An 18,687-nucleotide genomic window follows, 5' to 3' on the forward strand; every position below is an offset into this window, starting at 1 on the left:
CCTATAGGATCGCGTTATGTCAGTAGTAATAGTTTTGGATTGTGGCGCTACCAATATTAGAGCCATTGCCGTCTCCGATAACGGACAAATACTCGCGTCGCACTACATCAAAAACAACACTCAGTTATCGGGTTCTGAAAACCAATACCATGTGTGGGATTTTGCAGAGATATGGAGCAAGCTGGTCAGGTGCTGCGCCGCGGTTACTAGCCAACTGAATGCAGAGCAGATAGTGGCGGTGACAGTAACCACGTTCGGGGTTGATGGTGCACCGTATTCGAAAAGCGCTCAACAAATCTATCCAATTATTTCTTGGAAATGTCCGAGAACGGTACCTGTGATGTCGCAAGTAGAGACAGAGACCGACAGACTCGCCCTCTACCAAAGTAATGGGGTTGGCGACTACAGCTTCAATACGCTCTACAAGCTTCGTTGGCTTAAAGATAACGAGCCGAAGATCTATCAATCGATGGACAAGTTTGTGTTCATTTCCTCGATGCTAACTCACAAGTTAACCGGAGAACTGACCACAGATCGAACCATGGCTGGTACCTCAATGCTAACAAGTCTAGGTGATGGTAATTGGGATGATAAGACATTGTCATACCTAGATTTAAGTGCTGAGCACTTTCCGAACCTAATAGATGCCGGTTGTCAGGTTGGGTTGGTACTCGATGAGGTGGCTGAGCTGTTGGGATTACCAAAGTCGACTCCCGTCGTTTCTACCGGACATGATACTCAGTTTGCGTTAATTGGTTCTGGTGCTGAACAAGACCAAGCGTTTTTAAGTTCAGGTACATGGGAAATTCTCATGGCTCGTTCGTCGAAGCCCAAGGTGGATAGAGACTCTCTTGAAAAAGGATTAACAGTCGAATTGGATGCGGTTCAAGGGGTATACAACCCGGCTATCCAATGGTTGTCCAGTGCTGTTATTGAGTGGGTTGTTAACCACTTTTATCAAGCGGAAAAAGACAGCAGCGAACTTTATCAGATCATGATTTCAGAAGCTGAGTCCGCCGGCCCTGGAGCAGGGAATGTTCGCTTTAATCCAGATTTTTCTGTCGACGCTGGAGGGCAAGGTAACGGTGCCATTGAAGGTTTGTCTATTCACACCACGAGAGGACAAATTACCCGAGCTGTTTTTGAAGGATTAAGTCTGCAGTTCAAACGTAACTTTGATTACCTTGCAGAGCGTTGCCATTTAGGAAGTTTACCCGTTATTGCCGTAGGTGGAGGGACAAAGAATACGCTCTGGAACCAATTGCGTGCCGATGCCATTCAAAAGCCACTATTAATCGTCGACCAAGCAGAGGCGACGGTAACTGGAGCTGCAATGGTGGCGTTTTACGGTGTTGGTCATTTTAACTCGTTATCTGAGGCTCAAAATGCCATGAAATCGCCGACAACGAGAGTCGAACCACGTAATCACGTAATGAGCACAAAGAAGGAGCCAGAATATGCTTAAAGGAATTCATCCGGCGCTATCTCCGCAGTTAATTGCAACATTAGCAGGCATGGGACACGGAGACGAAATCTTACTTGCAGACGCACATTTTCCGGCTGCGAGCTTTAATTCCAACGTTATTAGGGCTGATGGTATTCGAGTTAGCACGCTACTAAGCGGCATCATCCCACTATTTGAATTGGACCAATATGTTCAGCAGCCCTTGGCGATGATGCAGGCTGTTGAAGGCGATACGTTAGATCCTTCGGTTGAGGATCGCTATCTAACCGCGATAAACACTAACAACATTGATGCAACCATGATTGAGCGTATCGAACGATTTGCTTTTTATGAACGCGTGAGAAGTTGCGCCGCCGTCGTCGTTACTGGCGAAACGGCAAAATACGGCAACATCATTCTTAAGAAAGGCGTAACAGAATTTAAGGAACTATAAGCATGAACAGACAACAACTTTCGCAACAAATCATCGACACTTGCCTTGAAATGACAAGACTTGGGTTGAACCAAGGCACTGCTGGAAATGTCAGTGTTCGTTTTGATAACGGTATGTTGATCACACCAACGGGCATCGCATACGACAAACTCACCCCCGATCATATTGTGTATGTCACTCATGATGGGTTCTTTGAGGAAGGCAAGTTACCGTCATCAGAGTGGCACTTCCATCTGACTTGTTATCAAACTCGTGAAGACGTTAACGCGGTAGTTCACAATCACGCCATTAATTGTGCGGCGGTATCCATTCTGAACAAACCAATCCCAGCGATTCATTATATGGTTGCTGCGTCGGGTGCGACAGAGATCCCTTGTGTCCCTTACGCTACTTTTGGCAGTCACGAACTAGCCGATTATGTCAAAGAAGGGATGGCAAACAGCAAAGCCATTTTGCTGCAACACCATGGACTTATTGCGGGTGAGGCTAATTTAGAAAAAGCACTGTGGCTAGCACATGAAGTCGAAGTATTGGCTGACCTCTATCTGAAAACAATGGCGATTACACCAGATGTCCCTGTGCTTGACGATGCTGAAATGCAAAAGGTCTTGGGCAAGTTCAAGTCATATGGACTGAGAGTTGAGCAGTAGTTACCAATAACCTAATTGAAGATGTAGAGGGAAATGACCATGGCTTTTTCTTTAAATTTACCCAAGTTGAGTTTAGCTGGGGCTGGCGCTATTAATGATGCGGTACAAGAGATCCAAGCTCAATCGATTAACACTGCGCTTATTGTGACAGATGCGAATCTGGTTAAACTGGGAATTCTTGATTCATTACTGGCTCAATTGGAGCAGCTCAGCATTGATTATGTGTTGTTCGATAAAGTGACACCAAACCCAACGGCTGCACTAGTAAGAGAAGGGGTCGAGCTGTACCAAAAGGAACAGTGTGACTGTTTCATTGCTGTAGGTGGAGGTAGCCCTGTAGATTGTGCTAAAGCTATACGCATAGTGACCTCAAATGGCGGTGACATCTGTGATTATGAAGGTGTAGGCAAAGTGCGAGTTGTAGGTGACTACTTTGTCGCGGTTAATACGACAGCAGGGACAGCGGCAGAAATGACCTCTAATTCGGTTATTACTGACGAAGAACGGCAAGTGAAAATGGTGATTATCGATGCCAAACAGATCCCTGATTTGGCGGTTAATGACCCTGAGCTTATGTTGGGATTACCAAGCAGCGTAACCGCTAGCACGGGTATGGATGCGCTCACCCATGCCATTGAAGCTTATGTTACACCCGGTGCACATACACTAACTAAACCGACGGCTTTAGAAGCAATTCGCCTCATCAATAAATGGTTACCTGTTGCGGTAGATGATGGCCAGAATCTAGAGGCGCGTGAACAATTAGCTTGTGCTCAGTTTCTTGCGGGTATGGCGTTTAACAGCGCAGGTTTAGGTTTGGTTCACGCCATGGCTCATCAACCAGGTGCTACGCATAACCTTCCTCATGGTGTTTGTAATGCTATCTTGTTACCGGAAGTGTGTGAGTTCAATGCTCAAACACGTCCGCAACCGTTTAGAGCGATTGCCGAAGCTATGGGTTCGAGTACTGCGGACTTAGATGATGAATCTGCGGCGAAAGCTGCGATAGCGAGAATTCGTCAGCTTTCACAGCGCGTGCAAATTCCAAATGGCTTAGCAGAGCTAGGCATTCAAGAAAGTGATTTTGCTCTTTGGTTAGATAAGACTCTGGCTGACCCATGTCTTGGAGGCAACCCTAGAGTTCCGACGCGAGAAGAAATCCTTAAGCTATTTGCTCAAGCTATGTAACGTAATGAAAAACCTAGCGCAATGCTAGGTTTTTCTGAACATCCTTTTGAATGTTGCGTAGGTGCTTGATGTCCGCTATTCGTCATAATTCAAATAAGTCACACATAAGTCATGGAATGCTTGTGCTTGAGGGGAAATCGTTCGCTCAGTAAGGCGAAATATCCCGATTTGCCTTTGTAAAGGTGGGTCGATCAGAGGAAGCCAGACTAATCGAGTTTCATTAGTGGGAAAGGCAAGTTTTGGCAGTGTGGTAATGCCAATACCAAGCTCCAATACAGAGAAAAGAGAGGTGATATTTTCGACGGAATACAAAGCTTGCTCGCTGAGGGCTCTGGCTGGTGTTGGGTCTAGGAGTTTACAAGTACCATTTCTGATAAACGGCTGTTGTAACAGAGTTTGCCATTCGATGCCTTCGCTTTGAGAAGCAATAGGGTTGTCTTTCAAACAGACGACACCAATAGGATCTGAGATAAGCGGTGTAAACTCGATAGCGCCATCCTCAAGGTGTGAGCTGTTACCTAGGGCCAAGTCGACTTCCCCTGACAATAGTCGTGCTTCGACACCAGCGGCGTTATCATCAATCAGACTTACCTCCACATTGGGAAATTGTTCGCAAAAAGCACCCAATACACTGGGAATCAGCTTAGCAGCGACAGAGGGGACACTGGCGATTCTGACTCGTCCCTGTTGTCCCGCGGCAGCGGCTCGTAAATCATTATCTAATGCACTATAGACGTTAAGGAACTGGATTACTTTGGGCAGACATATCTCGCCAAATGGTGTGAGTTTAGATTTGTTCCCGGATTCAAACAGCGCCTGACCTAAGTTCTTTTCAAGTTCTTTTATTGATGTGGATAATGCTGCTTGCGAGCGGTTGGCTCTATTTGAGGCCGCTCTGAATCCACCTTCTTCGACCACCATCACAAAATGCCGCAATTGTTGAAGTTTGATACTCATTAGACCACTTCCTTAAGCCCTTTTGTCACCGTATCTTTTGTAAGGTGATAGATTTTACTTATCAAATGTAAAAAATTTACCGTTAGATTTATCAAATATCAAGTAGCATTATTTAACCACTAAGAAACATAGTTGTTACAAATGGTGGATTGCTCGTGAATTTTCAAACCCAAAAGTCTCCAGTTAAAACTTCTCTATTTGCTTCAAAGGCGCCACTTGAATGGGCGATCGTCAACAATGGCACATTATATACCGCGCAGATCCCTATCGATGATACTGGAGCTGTTGTTGATGGTGGCATTGAAGCACAAACCCGTCAGACATTTAGCAACCTTTCTCACACACTGGAATGTGCAGGTTCATCTCTAGATTCAGTTCTGCAAGTGTTGATCTACGTGACAGACCGAGAGTACCTCAAAACCGTCAACGAAGTTTATGCAGAGTATTTTGAAGCACCTTATCCAAATCGCGCAGCTATGGTCGTGGCGGGGTTAGCGAGAGAAGAAATGCTGGTGGAGTTTGTTGTGTACGCAGCCGCGCCGCAACCAGAGTAACAACAGTTTACTAATCAACTAAGCAGAATATTGGCGGCTAGATCTCATCTAGCGAGCTACAGAACAAGGAAAGCACAAATGACTCAACAACTTACTATTCCAACTGAAAATGCCTTGTACATCGCAGGGGAGTGGCAGTCTGGTGTGAGCACCATCGCCAACATTAACCCATCAGATATTTCTGAAAATCTAGGTCACTTTGCTCAAGCAAGCCAAGTGCAGGTTCAGCAAGCCATATCCGCAGCTAAACATGCACAGCCAGAGTGGGAAAAAACGCCTATTGAACGCAAGCAAGCGGTACTTCAAGCAATTGGAGACGAACTGATAGCACGCTGCGATGAACTTGGTACCTTGCTTTCTCGCGAGGAGGGCAAGCCATTTTTAGAAGGTCGTGGTGAAATCTATCGAGCTGGTCAATTCTTCCAATACTTCGCGGCTGAGGTGTTACGTCAGATAGGTGACAGTGCTGATTCAGTGCGTCCGGGCGTTTCGGTGGAAGTGACTCGTGAAGCCGTTGGTGTGATTGCGATTATTTCCCCTTGGAACTTCCCAACAGCAACGGCGGCTTGGAAGATTGCACCTGCATTGGCTTTTGGTAACAGCGTCATTTGGAAACCTGCGAATCTTACTCCAGCGAGTGCAGTGGCTTTAACGGAAATTATCCATCGTCAAGGCATACCTGCTGGCACGTTTAACTTGGTGTTAGGTAGTGGTTCTGAAGTGGGTAACACTTTGATCAATTCTACAGACGTGAACGGCGTCAGCTTCACGGGTTCTGTAGAAACGGGACGTAAAGTGGCAGCCGCAACCGCCCCGAATTTTGTTCGTTGCCAGTTGGAAATGGGTAGCAAAAATGCTCTGGTCATTGCTGATGATGCTGATATTCAGATTGCAGTAGAGGCGACGATTGCTGGATCTTTCTCTGGCGCAGGCCAAAAGTGTACTGCGTCTTCTCGTCTTGTGGTGATGGACGGCATTCATGATCAATATGTTGAGGCACTCATTAAGCGCATGAGCGAACTAAAAGTAGGCCACGCACTTGAAGAAGGCATCTTTATGGGACCTGTCGTCGATGGCAACCAGTTAGAGGCAAACTTTGGGTGGATTGAAAAAGCTCGTCAAAGTGGAGCAGAGCTAGCATTTGGCGGAGAACGTCTGAATCTTGCGCATGAGGGTTACTACATGTCACCAACACTGTTCTTGAACACTAAGAATGAGTGGGAAGTGAACCAAGAAGAGGTGTTTGCGCCTATGGCGAGCGTTATTCGAGTTGCCGACCTTGACGAAGCAATCGCAACAGCGAACGACACACGATTTGGATTAACGGGTGGCATCATCACACAAAGCCTGCGAAACAGTGCCATCTTCAAACAACAGATCCAAACCGGTTGTGCCATGGTGAACTTGCCAACAGCAGGCACAGATTATCACGTGCCGTTTGGTGGTCGTAAAGAGTCTAGCTTTGGTCCTCGTGAGCAAGGTCAATATGCAAAAGAGTTTTATACCGTAGTAAAAACAGCGTACCAACGCCCTTACTAATAATCACACGACGCCGAGAGAGTGACGTTGTGACGTCACTCATTTTGAACACCAATTCAATGAGTACAGCAAGAGGTGGGGTATGTACCAGCAAGGGATTGTCATAGACGGATTGCAATACTGCAATTGGGACAGAGAGTATTTTCAAACGCTCAAAGCCAGCGGCATTACCGCTGTTCACGTTACTATCGCTTATCACGAGAATGCACGTGAGACACTGACTCGATTTGCCGAATGGAACCTTCGTTTCGAGCAAAACGACGACCTCATTATGCCGGTTTATTCCATGGCAGATGTCGAGCTTGCAAAGGCATCGGGCAAGGTTGGCATTTTTATGGGGGCGCAGAACTGTTCTCCGATTGATGACGAAATTGGCTTAATTGAAGTCATGCGCCGTCAAGGGCTGCTCATCATGCAACTGACCTACAACAACCAAAGCCTATTAGCGACAGGGTGTTACGAAAAGCACGACACAGGCATCACCCGTTTTGGTAAGCAAGTCATCGAAGAGATGAACCGTGTCGGCATGATCATCGATATGTCACACAGCGCCGAACGTTCAACGCTGGAGGCGATAGACCTTTCTGCTCGTCCAATTTGTATCAGTCATGCCAATCCAACGTTCGCTCATGATGCACTGCGAAACAAGTCGAACACGGTGATCAAATCCCTTACCGAGCGTGGCGGCCTGATTGGATTTAGCCTTTATCCATTTCATCTACCCAATGGCAGTGAGTGTTCATTAGAGGATTTCTGCCAAATGGTAGAGAAAACTGCGGATATTGCAGGTATCGACCACATTGGTATCGGTAGCGACCTTTGCCTGAATCAACCTCAACAAGTTTTGGAGTGGATGCGCAACGGACGCTGGTCAAAAACCATGGATTATGGCGAAGGCTCGGCTGCTAACTCAGGTTGGCCTGATGCTCTTCCTTGGTTCAGCGGCAGCAAAGGAATGGAAAACATCTACAACGGATTAGTCCGTCATGGCTTTAGTGAAGTCGAGGCGGGGAAAATTATGGGTGTTAATTGGTTTGACTTCTTACAACAAGGATTGGAGCCAAATCTATAGCGTACACCCGAACATGGAAGAGCTCGCCAATACAAAAACAATAGGTGAGCGTTAAACACAACATAGGTTGCTTTCCCCAAGGCGAGCAACACAAACTTCTGGAGTCAGAGTATGTCTGATCTAACCAATAGCATGAACACAGCACCACCGTCTTCTGCAAGCGCGGAGATAGAACATCAAAGTAAACTCTCTTCATCGGATAAGTTGGGGTTGAGTAACCCTGCATTTTGGTACAGTGGTGGCTTTATCGCTCTGTTTGTTGCACTTGCGCTTTATGATGGCGAGCTGCTTTCTTCTCTAGTCAATGCTGGTTTTAGCTGGTCAGTAAAAGTTTTTGGTCCTTACTGGCAAATATTACTACTACTCACTTTTCTTATTGGTCTTGGTCTCGCAGCAGGGCGAACAGGCAAAGTGATTTTGGGCGGTAACGTGAAACCAGAGCTAGACTCATTTCGCTGGATGGCTATTCTATTCTGTACCTTACTGGCAGGGGGCGGTGTATTTTGGGCAGCAGCTGAGCCTATTGCGCACTATGTGAGTCCTCCTCCTCTGTACGGTCCCCAAGACAGCGTTATGCAAACAGCGATTAATGCTTTATCGCAGTCATTTATGCACTGGAGCTTCTTGTCATGGGCAATTGTAGGTAGCTTAACCTCTATTGTTATGATGCATTTGCACTATGACAAAGGCTTACCTTTAAAACCTCGAACCTTACTGTATCCAGTGTTGGGAGAGCGTGCGTTGAAAGGTCATACCGGTGCTCTGATTGACGCATGTTGTATTGTAGCAGTTGCTGCAGGAACCATCGGACCTATTGGTTTTCTGGGGCTGCAAGTGAGCTATGCATTGAACGCACTGTTTGATATTCCAGATGGCTTTACCACTCAGCTGATCATTATTCTGTTTGCGATAGTGCTATACACGCTATCAGCACTCAGCGGCCTTAATCGCGGCATGCAGATGTTGAGCCGTTATAACGTCATCTTAGCTATTGCGCTGATGGTTTACATCCTATTGTTTGGTCCAACTAACTTTATCTTCAATGGCTATATCCAGGGTATGGGTACCATGTTGGATAACTTTATTCCAATGGCGACATATCGAGGCGATGAGGGATGGCTGAGCTGGTGGACGGTATTCTTCTGGGGTTGGTTCTTAGGTTATGGGCCATTAATGGCTATCTTTATTGCTCGTATCTCACGTGGTCGAAGCATTCGCCAAATCATTTCTATCATTAGTATTGCGGCGCCATTTGCGACCTGTTTTTGGTTCACCATTGTTGGTGGGACTGGACTTGCGTTCGAGATTGCTGACCCTGGTAGTGTTAGTAAAGCATTCGAAGGGTTTAACCTTCCGGGAGCGTTACTCGCAGTAACACAACAGCTACCTATGCCAATGCTAGTTTCCATTTTGTTCTTAGTGCTTACCACCATATTCATCGTCACTACGGGAGATTCGATGACTTACACCATCAGTGTTGTCATCAGTGGTGAAACGGAGCCAAATGCCATCGTCCGTACCTTTTGGGGAGTAATGATGGGGGTGACGGCAATCATCTTAATATCACTGGGATCGGGCGGTATTTCGGCACTGCAGTCCTTTATCGTGATAACCGCGGTACCAGTATCCTTAGTGCTGTTGCCCTCACTATGGAACGCTCCGCAAATCGCGATGAAACTGGCGAAAGAACAAGGCTTATAAACACAACAATAGTTCTTCAATAACGTGAATGCTGTGTGGGCTTAGGTTCACACCCCACGCAGCTCCAATCATTCTTATAATTAAAACAGGTGAGCAAAATGGATGTACATCGTTCAACTTACACTGAGACTCCGCTTCGTAGCGTTGATGTGGTAATGAATCCACAACGACTTGGCGCTATGCATCAAAATCGAATCAGTTTTGTGCGCAGCTTAATCCGCAAAATGGCACAGCAAAATTGGCAGGTGAATAAGCATGAATGGCAGTTGTCGCCACAAGGGTATGGACACGTCATTTACCGTCTCGCAACACCTAAGCACGTTTATCATCTAGTGGTATTTTGTGACCAGATTGCTGATGAAGAGCGCAATGATCGCGTGATTGCAGAGAAATGGGATGTGACATTCGCCCTAGTGTATGGAGATGTTGATGTGTCTCTGTTGGAAAAGCTGCGTGCCAATGTGCCGCTTCAAGAAGCGGGGCGCAATACCAACGATGTTCTTGTATTGGCTCGCGCCAATAAGAGTGTTCGAGTCTTCGAACATATTGTTTCTCACCTTGCCAAGGGCACTCAACCAGACGCGAAAGAGCTTGCTGAGGTTGGTTATATTCTGCGTACAACGGCAGTTTACGGTAATGGTAAGTTCGGCATTGCTGACTTTAAGTTACTGGAAGATAACGATGACTTTAGTCAGTCATTCAGCGCCCAAATGTGCGCGGTGTATCTGCTACGCGAATTCAGTTTGGATTGGGTGCATTACTTGGCGACGCAACAAGGCGGTGATAAAGCGATATCATTAGATCGCGGTTTGCAGCGATACTTGGGTGTTGGAAATGCGACTGGGCTTGGTATGGCGCCATATTTGATTAATCACCCATGCATCGTTGACCAGTGGATGACGTCACGAGAAAAAGCACTCGCGATGGTGTTGGCGCAGCAAACTAATAAAGATAAGTTGCCGCAACTTAAAGTTCTGCTTAGCAAAGCGACTATGCACTTGGCGCAAGTAATAACGATTAATGAGGTGCAAAACAGCTTAAATCAGCAGGCGCTTGATGAATTGTCTTTACTAGTAGACGACCTAGCTACACATCTTGAAAATGCTTCAACTTGGGGTGATTTGCTCGAACAAAATCAGTTAATGAATATGGAAGCCCAAGAAATCCTCATTGCGTGTCTGATGGAGCTCTACCCAGAACAAGTTGATGTATTTGCAGATCAGATGAATACGGATGAAACGCTGTACCTGCCAACGGGTAAAAAAGTCAGTGATTTGATTTCGTTATTGGAAACTCGTTATCAGTGGGCAGTTAGTACTAACTTTTCGATGCCAGAAAACAACTATTGGTTCTGGTATCGGTCACAGGACAAAGAAGAGCCACGCTTAGGTGTTCGTGAGGAAGAACAAGGTGCAGATAAAGAACTACCGCTTGATATTGGTAGACAAGCGTATTACCTGTACAGAGCGTTAGAGCAACAATCTCAAGAGATGTCGATTGCGCAATTTCTGCTGCATTCTCCTCAATATCGAGCTATTGCAAGAAGGATATGGACGCTAGGTAATCGCGTGATGGGAGACATTCAAATGAATGTTCTCCATAAACAGTCACTACCTATGCATTTATTGCGTTGCAAACTCGCCATCTTTGGGGCGACGAAGTTTGATCCTCGATCTGACCGCTGGGTCCGAGTCACCTTTTTCCAAGGTGCCCCATTGCTAGACGAAATCGGCGATGAGAATTACCAAGATAATTGGATCTTTCCATTGTTGCCTAGTGAGCAATCTATGACTTCCATTAACTCTATTACGCCATAAGGACGTTGGTATGATCGTATCTCACAATGAATTAGTCGCTGCAGTAAACAAAGCTTTTTTGGGAATGAAACGTTCCTGTGGCGAAGCGGACGTGATTGCTAATATGGTTGCGGACCTGCAAATGGTTGGGCTTAATGGGATTCGCCATTTTAACAATGCATGTAACTACCTAGGTCTCGAACAAGACTGCGCAGTTCAAATCAATAAGGTTGAACCAGGTTTACTGGAGGTGGACCTCCACCAAAATAGCGTAGCGTGCCATCTGCCTGTGATCTTAGATTTCGCACTCGAGTCGATGGTTGGGCAGAAGCAGCTCAAAATGACATTATTGAACTGTCACAATCGCTGGTTGGCGTATAGTGAATTGGTAAAACTGGCAGCGAAGGGTATTGCTTGTAGAGCATATTGGAGCAATGGTAGTCAGCCCAAACGCACTCTTTATGTACTCAACCGAGGATGTGTTGCACCTGAGCTCTATTTTTCTGACACCGACCTTGTTGAAGACGACCTTCACTCGATGACGATTGAACTGTCGATTGAGGACTTTAACCAGACAGCATTAGCGGGCCAATACAACACCCATATCGATAGCACTGAACTTTCTAGCTCGCAGCAAGCCGCTTGGGTAGAAGGCATTTTTGTTGATGATGCCGAGTGGGCAATGTTAAAGCAGACGGCAACGAGATTCTTAGTAGAAAACAGTCAGCGCTCACTGCAAGGAGCGGGTGAATTAGTGGAGTGATAATCAAGCCCACACTGATCTTATAAAGTTAGCAATAGATGAAAGTGCCGAGTAATCCGGCACTTTTTTCATTTTTGGTGACTGGCAATCCAGTTTTAATGCTTTTTGTCAGTAGTTAATAAGAGTGTGACGCGCTTTGCTTTTTTTATTGTTCTGGTATGGTTAAATTAAATCCTCAAAAAAATGAAGAATAAAAAATGAGTAGTCAAAACTATATAAAGAAAAACGGAGCGGCCATTATTCATATCGCCCGTTATTTATTAACGACTGAGGCTGGAGATAGACTCAAGACGATTGATGAGCTGTCGATCGACATCGGTTGTTCCGTTGGATATGTAGCAAACGCGATTAAATTTATCGAAAAGGAAGAAGCGATCTACCTAAGCCGTCAAGGGCGTAATGGCACCATTATCTCTTCACTAAATTTTAATAAGCTGGTGGGTATATCCGAGATTGGTAATATCGTTTGTGCGATGCCGCTGCCGTATACAAAGCATTACGAGGGATTGGCCTCTGGTCTTAAGCAACAGATAGACAACGTGCCCCTGTATTTTGCTCATATGAGAGGCGCAGGGGTTAGGGCGGAATGTCTTAGTGACGGTATCTACGATATCGCTATCATGTCCAAACTGGCGTCAGAAAAGTATGTTGCAGAAGGCGACTTGGAGATTGCAGTAGAGTTGGATGCGCACAGTTATGTACCAGAACATCGATTGATTTACAGGCAGTCGGAGCGTAATAACATTAAACGAATCGGTGTTGATGCTGAATCGCCAGACCAAAAACTGCTTACTGAAATCTACTTTAAAGATCAAGAAATTGAGGTGGTTCCAGTACCTTATAACGAATGTCTCAAACAGATTGTCAAAGGGGAGATCGATGCTGCAATCTGGTATGCCTCACGAGAAGATTCTATTGAGGCGATGGGCCTTAGCGAAGAGCCGCTCACGTCTATTCCGGATTTTGAAAAGGCGTCGATTGCAGTGTTGATGGTTAGAAAAGGTTCGGACTATCTAAAGGCCATGCTAAAGAAATTCGTCAATAACGAGAAGTTACTAGCGCATCAAACGGACGTGATATCCGGTAAAGTGATTCCAACTTATTAGGTTCTAGCTAACAAGGAGAAAATGAGATGTCATTCGACACAACCGGTTTTACCTATTGCCATGAGCATCTGCATATCGATTTATCTCCTCAGAAGGGAGATATTGATTGCAAACTTGATCAATTTGAATTGATTAAACAGGAGCTTATCTCGCTTAGGAAACTTGGAGTACGGAATATCGTTGAGGTGACTAATCGTTTTATGGGTAGAAATCCTCAATTTATTGAGGATTTAATTAAGGCGTCAGAGATGAATGTTGTTTTGTCGACTGGCTATTACATCGAGGGTTTCTTTCCGGATTTCTTAGCGAATCTGTCGATTCGAGATATTGCCCAAACCATGATTGACGAAATTGAACAGCCTCTGGATGGCACCTCTCTAAAGGCGTCTGTGATTGGTGAGATTGGGAGCAGCGAAAACCAATTCTCCCCACTAGAAAAGAACGTCTTCTTGGCTGCGGTCATTGCTCACAAAGAAACAGGCGCGCCTATTTCAACGCACACCTCATTTAGCACGATGGCGAAGCAACAGATCCAGTTACTTGGTGGTGAAGGTATCGACCTTAGGAAGGTGACGATAGGACACTGCGACCTTCGAGATAACCTTGATGACTTGCTCTACTTGTTGGATCACGGGTGTTACGTGCAGCTCGATACAATTGGTAAGAACAGTTACTACCCAGATGAAAAGAGAATTGAAGTGATTAATACCCTGATCGATAGGGGATACGTCGAGCAACTTATGTTGTCGATGGATATAACTCGACGTTCGCATTTAAAAGCGAATGGCGGGTTAGGTTTTAGCTACTTGACGGAGGAGTTTGTTCCTCGACTGTCAGCTTCTGGTGTAAGCGAAAATGATGTCGAAATTATGCTCAAACACAATCCAAACCGATTTTTCAATAACGGATAAACATAAAAGGAAAGCAGAATGAAAACGATCGCAATCGCGGGTTTACAACGCGAACAAATTAAAGCGCAGATAGAAGAGGCGGCACCAGGAAAGTTTGAGTGCCACATTCTCAACGACATGGATGCCGCGATGAAAGTAAAAGCAGGAGAACTTGATTACTACGTCGGGGCTTGCAATACAGGTGCGGGCGCTGCACTTAGCATGGCTATTGCTATTATTGGCTTCAATGAGTCGTGCACGATTGCGAAGCCTGCTATTCAAGCTAAGGAAGAGCAAATTGCTCAATTTATTACCGAAGGCAAAAAGGCATTTGGATTATCAATTGAGCACGTAGACCACGCCGTTCCTATGTTAGCGACATTGCTAGCGAGAGAGGTGTAGTTATGGATATCACCAACATTGCTCTAATTGCGACCTTGTGTGCAATGACTGCTTTAGTCGCACATATGTCGGCCGCCGTATTTCACGACGGGATACGACCCATATTGCCGCAGTTGATTGAAGGCAACATGACACGCCGAGATGCTGGTTCCGTTGCTTTTGGCTTGTCTATCGGTTTTGTCGCGTCTGTGGGTATTTCTTTTACCTTATCGACAGGCCTTCTTAACCCGTGGCTGCTTTTCTTACCGACGGACATCATAGGTGTTATGGCAACGAGCCGCATTATGGCGGTGCTTGGGGGCGGCATTTGGGGCGTATTAGTGGTTACCAGTCTGGCTGGTGTTAATGCGGTTCTGACAGGTCTTCCAATTGATGCGCTGGGTGCTTTGGGTGAGTTGGGTACACCTGTTATGTCGGCGTTTGCGTTATTCCCACTGTTAGCTATTTTCTACCAGTTTGGATGGAAAGCAGGGGCTGTTGCAGGTGTTGTGATACTTCTATCACGACTGTTTGTTATGAAGTTTACGGGTATCTATCCTGAGTCGATTCAGATCTTTGTTGGTATGGTGATGCTTGTGGCTATAGCGATTCGTAAAGATGTTCAAGATAAAGCGAACGGTATTACCCCTCCAGATATGAGTGGTATGCGAAGCTTGTTTGAAGAGCGAACTAAGCGAATTTTCAAGAACATGCCTTACTTAGCTGTTGTCGGTGCACTGATAGCCGCCGCCGCTGCGTCGGGGATCTTTGCGGGTTCAGAAGTCTCTATTTACTCGTTAGCAGATGCCTACAAAATAGAAGACCCTGTTGCTCAAAAAGAAGCATTAAACCAAGTCGCTTTGTCTGAAATGATGCGTGGTTTAGGCTTTATTCCACTGATTGCCACTACGGCACTTGCTACTGGGGTTTATGGCGTTGTTGGCTTTACGTTTGTGTTTGTAGTGGGTTATCTCTCACCAAATGTACCTGTGGCAGCAGTACTTGGCGCGATTACAATTTGCATCGAGATTTTCTTGCTTCGTGGTATTGGTCGCTTCTTAGAGCAGTTCCCTTCAATTCGAAATGCTTCAGACAATATTCGTAATAGCATGAACACGCTAATGGAATTTGCTTTGCTTATTGGGGGTGTGCTTGCAGTGATGAAAATGGGTAGCACGACCGGGTTCACGATCTTTGCAATGTTGTATTACTTGAACGAAGTAATGGGTCGTCCAATTTTGAAAATTGCAGCGCCTGCAGTAGCGGCAATACTTACCGGTGTGGTGTTAAACCTACTTTACGTCTTTGGGCTTTTTGTTCCTGCATAATTACGTGTACAGCTTTTTTCATACCTATCTGTACAGAGATTTGGAGAAATTATGAAACAACGAATGTCTCTTCTTTTGGAGCATAACGTAATCAGTCAAATCGCGTTTGATGCGACCATGAGGGCTGTCGGAATCTTGATGATTGAATGGAATGTGAAAGAGGATTCAGAACAATTTCAGATGGCGATGACTCATTTTGCACGTGCTATTGATCGAGTACTACAAAGCAATCCTATTGTAGAAGGCTTGGACTCTGAGATTCTAAAAGAAATGCAAGATGACGACGTATTTTCAGACATTGTCAGTATGAACAATCAGTTATGTTCGGCGTCTGGCGTACCAGAGATGCCTGAGACGGAAATCAGTTTTCTTTTGAGCAATCTGTACGCAATCAAACTGAGTGTGTCGTAACTGGATTTTTTTGGAAATTAATCTTCAAAAAAATGAAAATAAATTGAGTGGATTGAAAAGTATATGTATTTAAATGCTTTGCAACATCAAAACGACGCACTGATTCAGGCTACCCTTGCTCTTTATGAGCAGGGGAACCTGTTACCGGATTCGTACGTCATTGATGTCGAACAATTTACAGCAAACGCCAAAGTCATAAGGCAGCGTGCTAGCGACCTTGGGTTAAAGCTGTATGGCATGACCAAACAATTTGGGCGTAACCCATATTTAGCGCAGCTTCTTCTCGAATTAGGCTATGACGGTATTGTTGCTGTGGATTTCAAAGAAGCGCGAGCTCTGCATTTAGCGGGAGTCCAGGTTCAACACGTGGGTCATTTAGTCCAGCCTCCGACGGCTATGGTGGAACAAATCGTGGCAGAGATGAAGCCAGAAGTTATGACCGTCTATTCGCTAGATAAAGCACGTCAAATCTCAGATGCAGCGTGCAAGTGCGGCAGAGTGCAACCTGTGCTAGTGAAGTTTTATGGTGACGAGGACAGGCTTTATGTCAACCAAGAGGCAGGATTTCCGATTGCTGAACTCGACTCTGTGTTAGAGGCACTTGGTCAAATGAAGGGAATTCGCCTAGAAGGAGTGACTCATTTCCCTTGCTTTTTGTTTGATGGTGAGCAGCTTGCCGCAACAGAGAATGTCGACACGCTGCATCAAGTCATCGAACATTGGCCAGAGGAGGGGGGGCCTCACCAAGTCAATATGCCTTCAGCGACATGTTTTAACACTTTAACCATGATTAAACGGCTAGGGGGAACTCATGGTGAACCGGGTCATGCTTTGACTGGTACATTCCCAGCTAACATTGATGGCAGTCAGCCTGAAAAAGTTGCGATGCTGTATTTATCAGAGATTTCTCATCAGTTTCAAGGTGCATCGTATTGTTATGGCGGTGGTTACTACCGTCGTGGTCAACTTGAACATGCATTGATTGATGGTTCGGTGTTCCCTGTTAGCAATGAGGATGTGAACGCTATCGATTATCACCTAAAAGTATCTGGGATCCATAAAATAGGTACACCGATAATCATGGCATTTCGAACTCAGGTCTTTGTCACTCGTTCCGATGTGGTTTTAGTTGATGGTATTCAATCTGGGAACCCAAGGGTTATCGGGCGCTATGATTCATTGGGAGGGGCGATAGATGGGTAGATTTATCGTTATTGTCTTGGACGGATTCGGTGTTGGTGCCATGGATGATGTCTATGAAAGCCGAACCAAAGATATTGGAGCGAATACCGCATACAAACTACTGGCCTCTTATCCCAATCGAGATTTACCAACTCTAGCGTTATTGGGACTTAATAATGTTGTTGATTGCAACGTATCGCGCCTTAGACAAAACCCTAACGCCAACACCGGTACCATCAAACTGCGACACCAAGGATGCGACACATTTGCTGGACATCAAGAGCTTATGGGAGCGCTACCTAAATTACCAAGGGTAAATCCATTTCATAACTCCATTGATACGATTCAAGAGTCCCTTGAAGAGGCTGGGTATTTCGTTGAGCGGGTAAAGAGAGGAGAGCTTGCTGTACTTTTGGTCGAGCAATCTGTAGTGATTGGCGACAATCTGGAAGCTGAATTAGGTGAGGTGTATAACGTTGCTGCGGATTTAAATCGTATTGAATTTGATAGTTTATTGAATATCGGTCGAATTGTTCGTGCAAATAATGATGTAGCAAGAAACATTGTATTTGGAGGGCGACTTGATGCGACCGAACAGCTTATTAATTCGATAGAAGTCCGTGGAGAGTGCGTTGGAGTTAATGCACCTAAATCTAAAGTGTATGAAAGAGGGTTTCAGGTCGCTCACTTAGGGTACGGGGTTAACCATTTAGTGCAAGTTCCCCATTTACTCGCCAATGTTGATTGTGAAACTGTTTTGGTTGGTAAGGTGGCCGACATTGTAGAAAACAACCATGGTGTGAGTTTCAAAGGATTAGTGGATACGGAGCAGATCTTATCTATTGCTTATCAGGAAGTTGATAAGCGAAAACATGGGTTTATTTGTATCAATGTACAGGAAACCGATTTGTCAGGGCATCGACAAGATCCAGATTTATATTGGAAAGTGTTGGAAAAAAGCGACGTTGGAATCGCTAAAATTATGCAATTGATGAACGATGAGGATGTTTTGGTGGTCACGGCCGACCACGGGAATGACCCTTATATTGGTCATGGGCAACACACTAGGGAAAAAGTGCCGTTATTGCTTCATAAAAACGGCATCAATGGCGCGTGTTTGAGTGAGCGTGCGACGCTCGCCGACATAGGGGCGAGTGTCGCGGAGTATTTCGGGGCAGATTTACCCGAGAGCGGAGAATCGTTTATTGAATTGCTTAAGCCGTTTGATTGAAGTGGTATAGATGAAGTGTGCTAGAGAGCTGAAACTGGTT

The 18,687-nt window shown here is 45.4% G+C and carries 18 protein-coding genes; 17 read left to right on the plus strand and 1 reads right to left on the minus strand.

Features of this window, described 5'->3' with window-relative positions; genetic code table 11:
• The first annotated feature begins 16 nt into the window (after positions 1–16).
• The 4 genes from fucK to fucO are packed head-to-tail and all read left to right on the plus strand — an operon-like array spanning position 17 to position 3,736.
• Complete coding sequence (fucK, locus tag HOP38_RS05730; RefSeq protein ID WP_198557641.1) at positions 17–1,465, plus strand: L-fuculokinase; 1,449 nt, start codon at positions 17–19, stop codon at positions 1,463–1,465.
• Positions 1,458–1,898: an L-fucose mutarotase gene (fucU, locus tag HOP38_RS05735; RefSeq protein ID WP_006071568.1), complete on the plus strand. Its 441-nt coding sequence runs from the start codon at positions 1,458–1,460 to the stop codon at positions 1,896–1,898. The genes fucK and fucU overlap by 8 nt, the downstream gene beginning before the upstream one ends.
• 2 nt (positions 1,899–1,900) lie before the next feature.
• Complete coding sequence (fucA, locus tag HOP38_RS05740; RefSeq protein WP_006071569.1) at positions 1,901–2,548, plus strand: L-fuculose-phosphate aldolase; 648 nt, start codon at positions 1,901–1,903, stop codon at positions 2,546–2,548.
• Between the two features lie 39 nt (positions 2,549–2,587).
• Complete coding sequence (gene fucO / locus HOP38_RS05745) at positions 2,588–3,736, plus strand: lactaldehyde reductase (RefSeq protein ID WP_006071570.1); 1,149 nt, start codon at positions 2,588–2,590, stop codon at positions 3,734–3,736.
• A 75-nt stretch (positions 3,737–3,811) separates the two neighbouring features.
• On the opposite strand, the gene HOP38_RS05750 is transcribed toward fucO, so the two are convergent.
• Positions 3,812–4,693 carry a LysR family transcriptional regulator gene (locus HOP38_RS05750; protein ID WP_198557642.1) on the minus strand — a complete coding sequence of 294 codons (882 nt, stop codon included), beginning with the start codon at positions 4,691–4,693 and terminating at the stop codon, positions 3,812–3,814.
• 155 nt (positions 4,694–4,848) lie between these two features.
• Between HOP38_RS05750 and HOP38_RS05755 the strand changes: the two genes are divergently transcribed.
• The 13 genes from HOP38_RS05755 (at position 4,849) to HOP38_RS05815 (ending at position 18,647) form a co-directional block, all read left to right on the plus strand.
• The gene (locus HOP38_RS05755) at positions 4,849–5,247 is read left to right on the plus strand and encodes a RidA family protein (protein WP_006071572.1); all 399 of its coding nucleotides are present in this window, start codon (positions 4,849–4,851) and stop codon (positions 5,245–5,247) included.
• 78 nt (positions 5,248–5,325) lie between these two features.
• On the plus strand, positions 5,326–6,786 hold the full coding sequence (locus HOP38_RS05760) for an aldehyde dehydrogenase family protein (RefSeq protein ID WP_107306770.1): 1,461 nt from the start codon (positions 5,326–5,328) through the stop codon (positions 6,784–6,786).
• A gap of 82 nt (positions 6,787–6,868) precedes the next feature.
• Entirely contained in the window at positions 6,869–7,858 is a 990-nt protein-coding gene (locus HOP38_RS05765) for a membrane dipeptidase (RefSeq protein WP_006071574.1), read from the plus strand.
• A gap of 132 nt (positions 7,859–7,990) precedes the next feature.
• On the plus strand, positions 7,991–9,559 hold the full coding sequence (locus HOP38_RS05770; protein ID WP_423250089.1) for a BCCT family transporter: 1,569 nt from the start codon (positions 7,991–7,993) through the stop codon (positions 9,557–9,559).
• 98 nt (positions 9,560–9,657) lie between these two features.
• On the plus strand, positions 9,658–11,376 hold the full coding sequence (locus HOP38_RS05775) for a hypothetical protein (protein ID WP_242456512.1): 1,719 nt from the start codon (positions 9,658–9,660) through the stop codon (positions 11,374–11,376).
• A 10-nt stretch (positions 11,377–11,386) separates the two neighbouring features.
• Complete coding sequence (locus tag HOP38_RS05780) at positions 11,387–12,118, plus strand: DUF3726 domain-containing protein (protein ID WP_198557645.1); 732 nt, start codon at positions 11,387–11,389, stop codon at positions 12,116–12,118.
• Between the two features lie 197 nt (positions 12,119–12,315).
• Positions 12,316–13,224, plus strand: a complete 909-nt coding sequence (gene yhfZ, locus HOP38_RS05785) for a GntR family transcriptional regulator YhfZ (protein WP_198557646.1) — start codon at positions 12,316–12,318, stop codon at positions 13,222–13,224.
• 26 nt (positions 13,225–13,250) lie between these two features.
• Positions 13,251–14,135, plus strand: coding sequence for a phosphotriesterase family protein (locus HOP38_RS05790; protein ID WP_198557647.1), 885 nt, complete (start codon positions 13,251–13,253; stop codon positions 14,133–14,135).
• Between the two features lie 18 nt (positions 14,136–14,153).
• Positions 14,154–14,516 carry a DUF2620 domain-containing protein gene (locus HOP38_RS05795; RefSeq protein ID WP_031494231.1) on the plus strand — a complete coding sequence of 121 codons (363 nt, stop codon included), beginning with the start codon at positions 14,154–14,156 and terminating at the stop codon, positions 14,514–14,516.
• Positions 14,517–14,518: 2 nt separating this feature from the next.
• Positions 14,519–15,823, plus strand: a complete 1,305-nt coding sequence (locus tag HOP38_RS05800; RefSeq protein ID WP_006071581.1) for a YhfT family protein — start codon at positions 14,519–14,521, stop codon at positions 15,821–15,823.
• 51 nt (positions 15,824–15,874) lie between these two features.
• The gene (locus HOP38_RS05805; protein ID WP_006071582.1) at positions 15,875–16,234 is read left to right on the plus strand and encodes a hypothetical protein; all 360 of its coding nucleotides are present in this window, start codon (positions 15,875–15,877) and stop codon (positions 16,232–16,234) included.
• Positions 16,235–16,297: 63 nt separating this feature from the next.
• The gene (locus HOP38_RS05810; protein ID WP_198557648.1) at positions 16,298–17,437 is read left to right on the plus strand and encodes a YhfX family PLP-dependent enzyme; all 1,140 of its coding nucleotides are present in this window, start codon (positions 16,298–16,300) and stop codon (positions 17,435–17,437) included.
• Positions 17,430–18,647 carry a phosphopentomutase gene (locus HOP38_RS05815; protein WP_198557649.1) on the plus strand — a complete coding sequence of 406 codons (1,218 nt, stop codon included), beginning with the start codon at positions 17,430–17,432 and terminating at the stop codon, positions 18,645–18,647. The genes HOP38_RS05810 and HOP38_RS05815 overlap by 8 nt, the downstream gene beginning before the upstream one ends.
• The last annotated feature ends 40 nt before the right edge of the window (positions 18,648–18,687 follow it).

This window comes from Vibrio mediterranei, from assembly GCF_013364395.1.
GTDB classification, from domain to species: domain Bacteria; phylum Pseudomonadota; class Gammaproteobacteria; order Enterobacterales; family Vibrionaceae; genus Vibrio; species Vibrio mediterranei.

Bases quoted from the DNA above. Each gene is read 5' to 3' on its own strand.
- fucK (WP_198557641.1), top strand. From the start codon at position 17: ATGTCAGTAGTAATAGTTTTGGATTGTGGCGCTACCAATATTAGAGCC.
- fucU (WP_006071568.1), top strand. From the start codon at position 1,458: ATGCTTAAAGGAATTCATCCGGCGCTATCTCCGCAGTTAATTGCAACA.
- fucA (WP_006071569.1), top strand. From the start codon at position 1,901: ATGAACAGACAACAACTTTCGCAACAAATCATCGACACTTGCCTTGAA.
- fucO (WP_006071570.1), top strand. From the start codon at position 2,588: ATGGCTTTTTCTTTAAATTTACCCAAGTTGAGTTTAGCTGGGGCTGGC.
- HOP38_RS05750 (WP_198557642.1), bottom strand. From the start codon at position 4,693: ATGAGTATCAAACTTCAACAATTGCGGCATTTTGTGATGGTGGTCGAA.
- HOP38_RS05760 (WP_107306770.1), top strand. From the start codon at position 5,326: ATGACTCAACAACTTACTATTCCAACTGAAAATGCCTTGTACATCGCA.
- HOP38_RS05765 (WP_006071574.1), top strand. From the start codon at position 6,869: ATGTACCAGCAAGGGATTGTCATAGACGGATTGCAATACTGCAATTGG.
- HOP38_RS05770 (WP_423250089.1), top strand. From the start codon at position 7,991: ATGAACACAGCACCACCGTCTTCTGCAAGCGCGGAGATAGAACATCAA.
- HOP38_RS05775 (WP_242456512.1), top strand. From the start codon at position 9,658: ATGGATGTACATCGTTCAACTTACACTGAGACTCCGCTTCGTAGCGTT.
- HOP38_RS05780 (WP_198557645.1), top strand. From the start codon at position 11,387: ATGATCGTATCTCACAATGAATTAGTCGCTGCAGTAAACAAAGCTTTT.
- yhfZ (WP_198557646.1), top strand. From the start codon at position 12,316: ATGAGTAGTCAAAACTATATAAAGAAAAACGGAGCGGCCATTATTCAT.
- HOP38_RS05790 (WP_198557647.1), top strand. From the start codon at position 13,251: ATGTCATTCGACACAACCGGTTTTACCTATTGCCATGAGCATCTGCAT.
- HOP38_RS05795 (WP_031494231.1), top strand. From the start codon at position 14,154: ATGAAAACGATCGCAATCGCGGGTTTACAACGCGAACAAATTAAAGCG.
- HOP38_RS05800 (WP_006071581.1), top strand. From the start codon at position 14,519: ATGGATATCACCAACATTGCTCTAATTGCGACCTTGTGTGCAATGACT.
- HOP38_RS05805 (WP_006071582.1), top strand. From the start codon at position 15,875: ATGAAACAACGAATGTCTCTTCTTTTGGAGCATAACGTAATCAGTCAA.
- HOP38_RS05810 (WP_198557648.1), top strand. From the start codon at position 16,298: ATGTATTTAAATGCTTTGCAACATCAAAACGACGCACTGATTCAGGCT.
- HOP38_RS05815 (WP_198557649.1), top strand. From the start codon at position 17,430: ATGGGTAGATTTATCGTTATTGTCTTGGACGGATTCGGTGTTGGTGCC.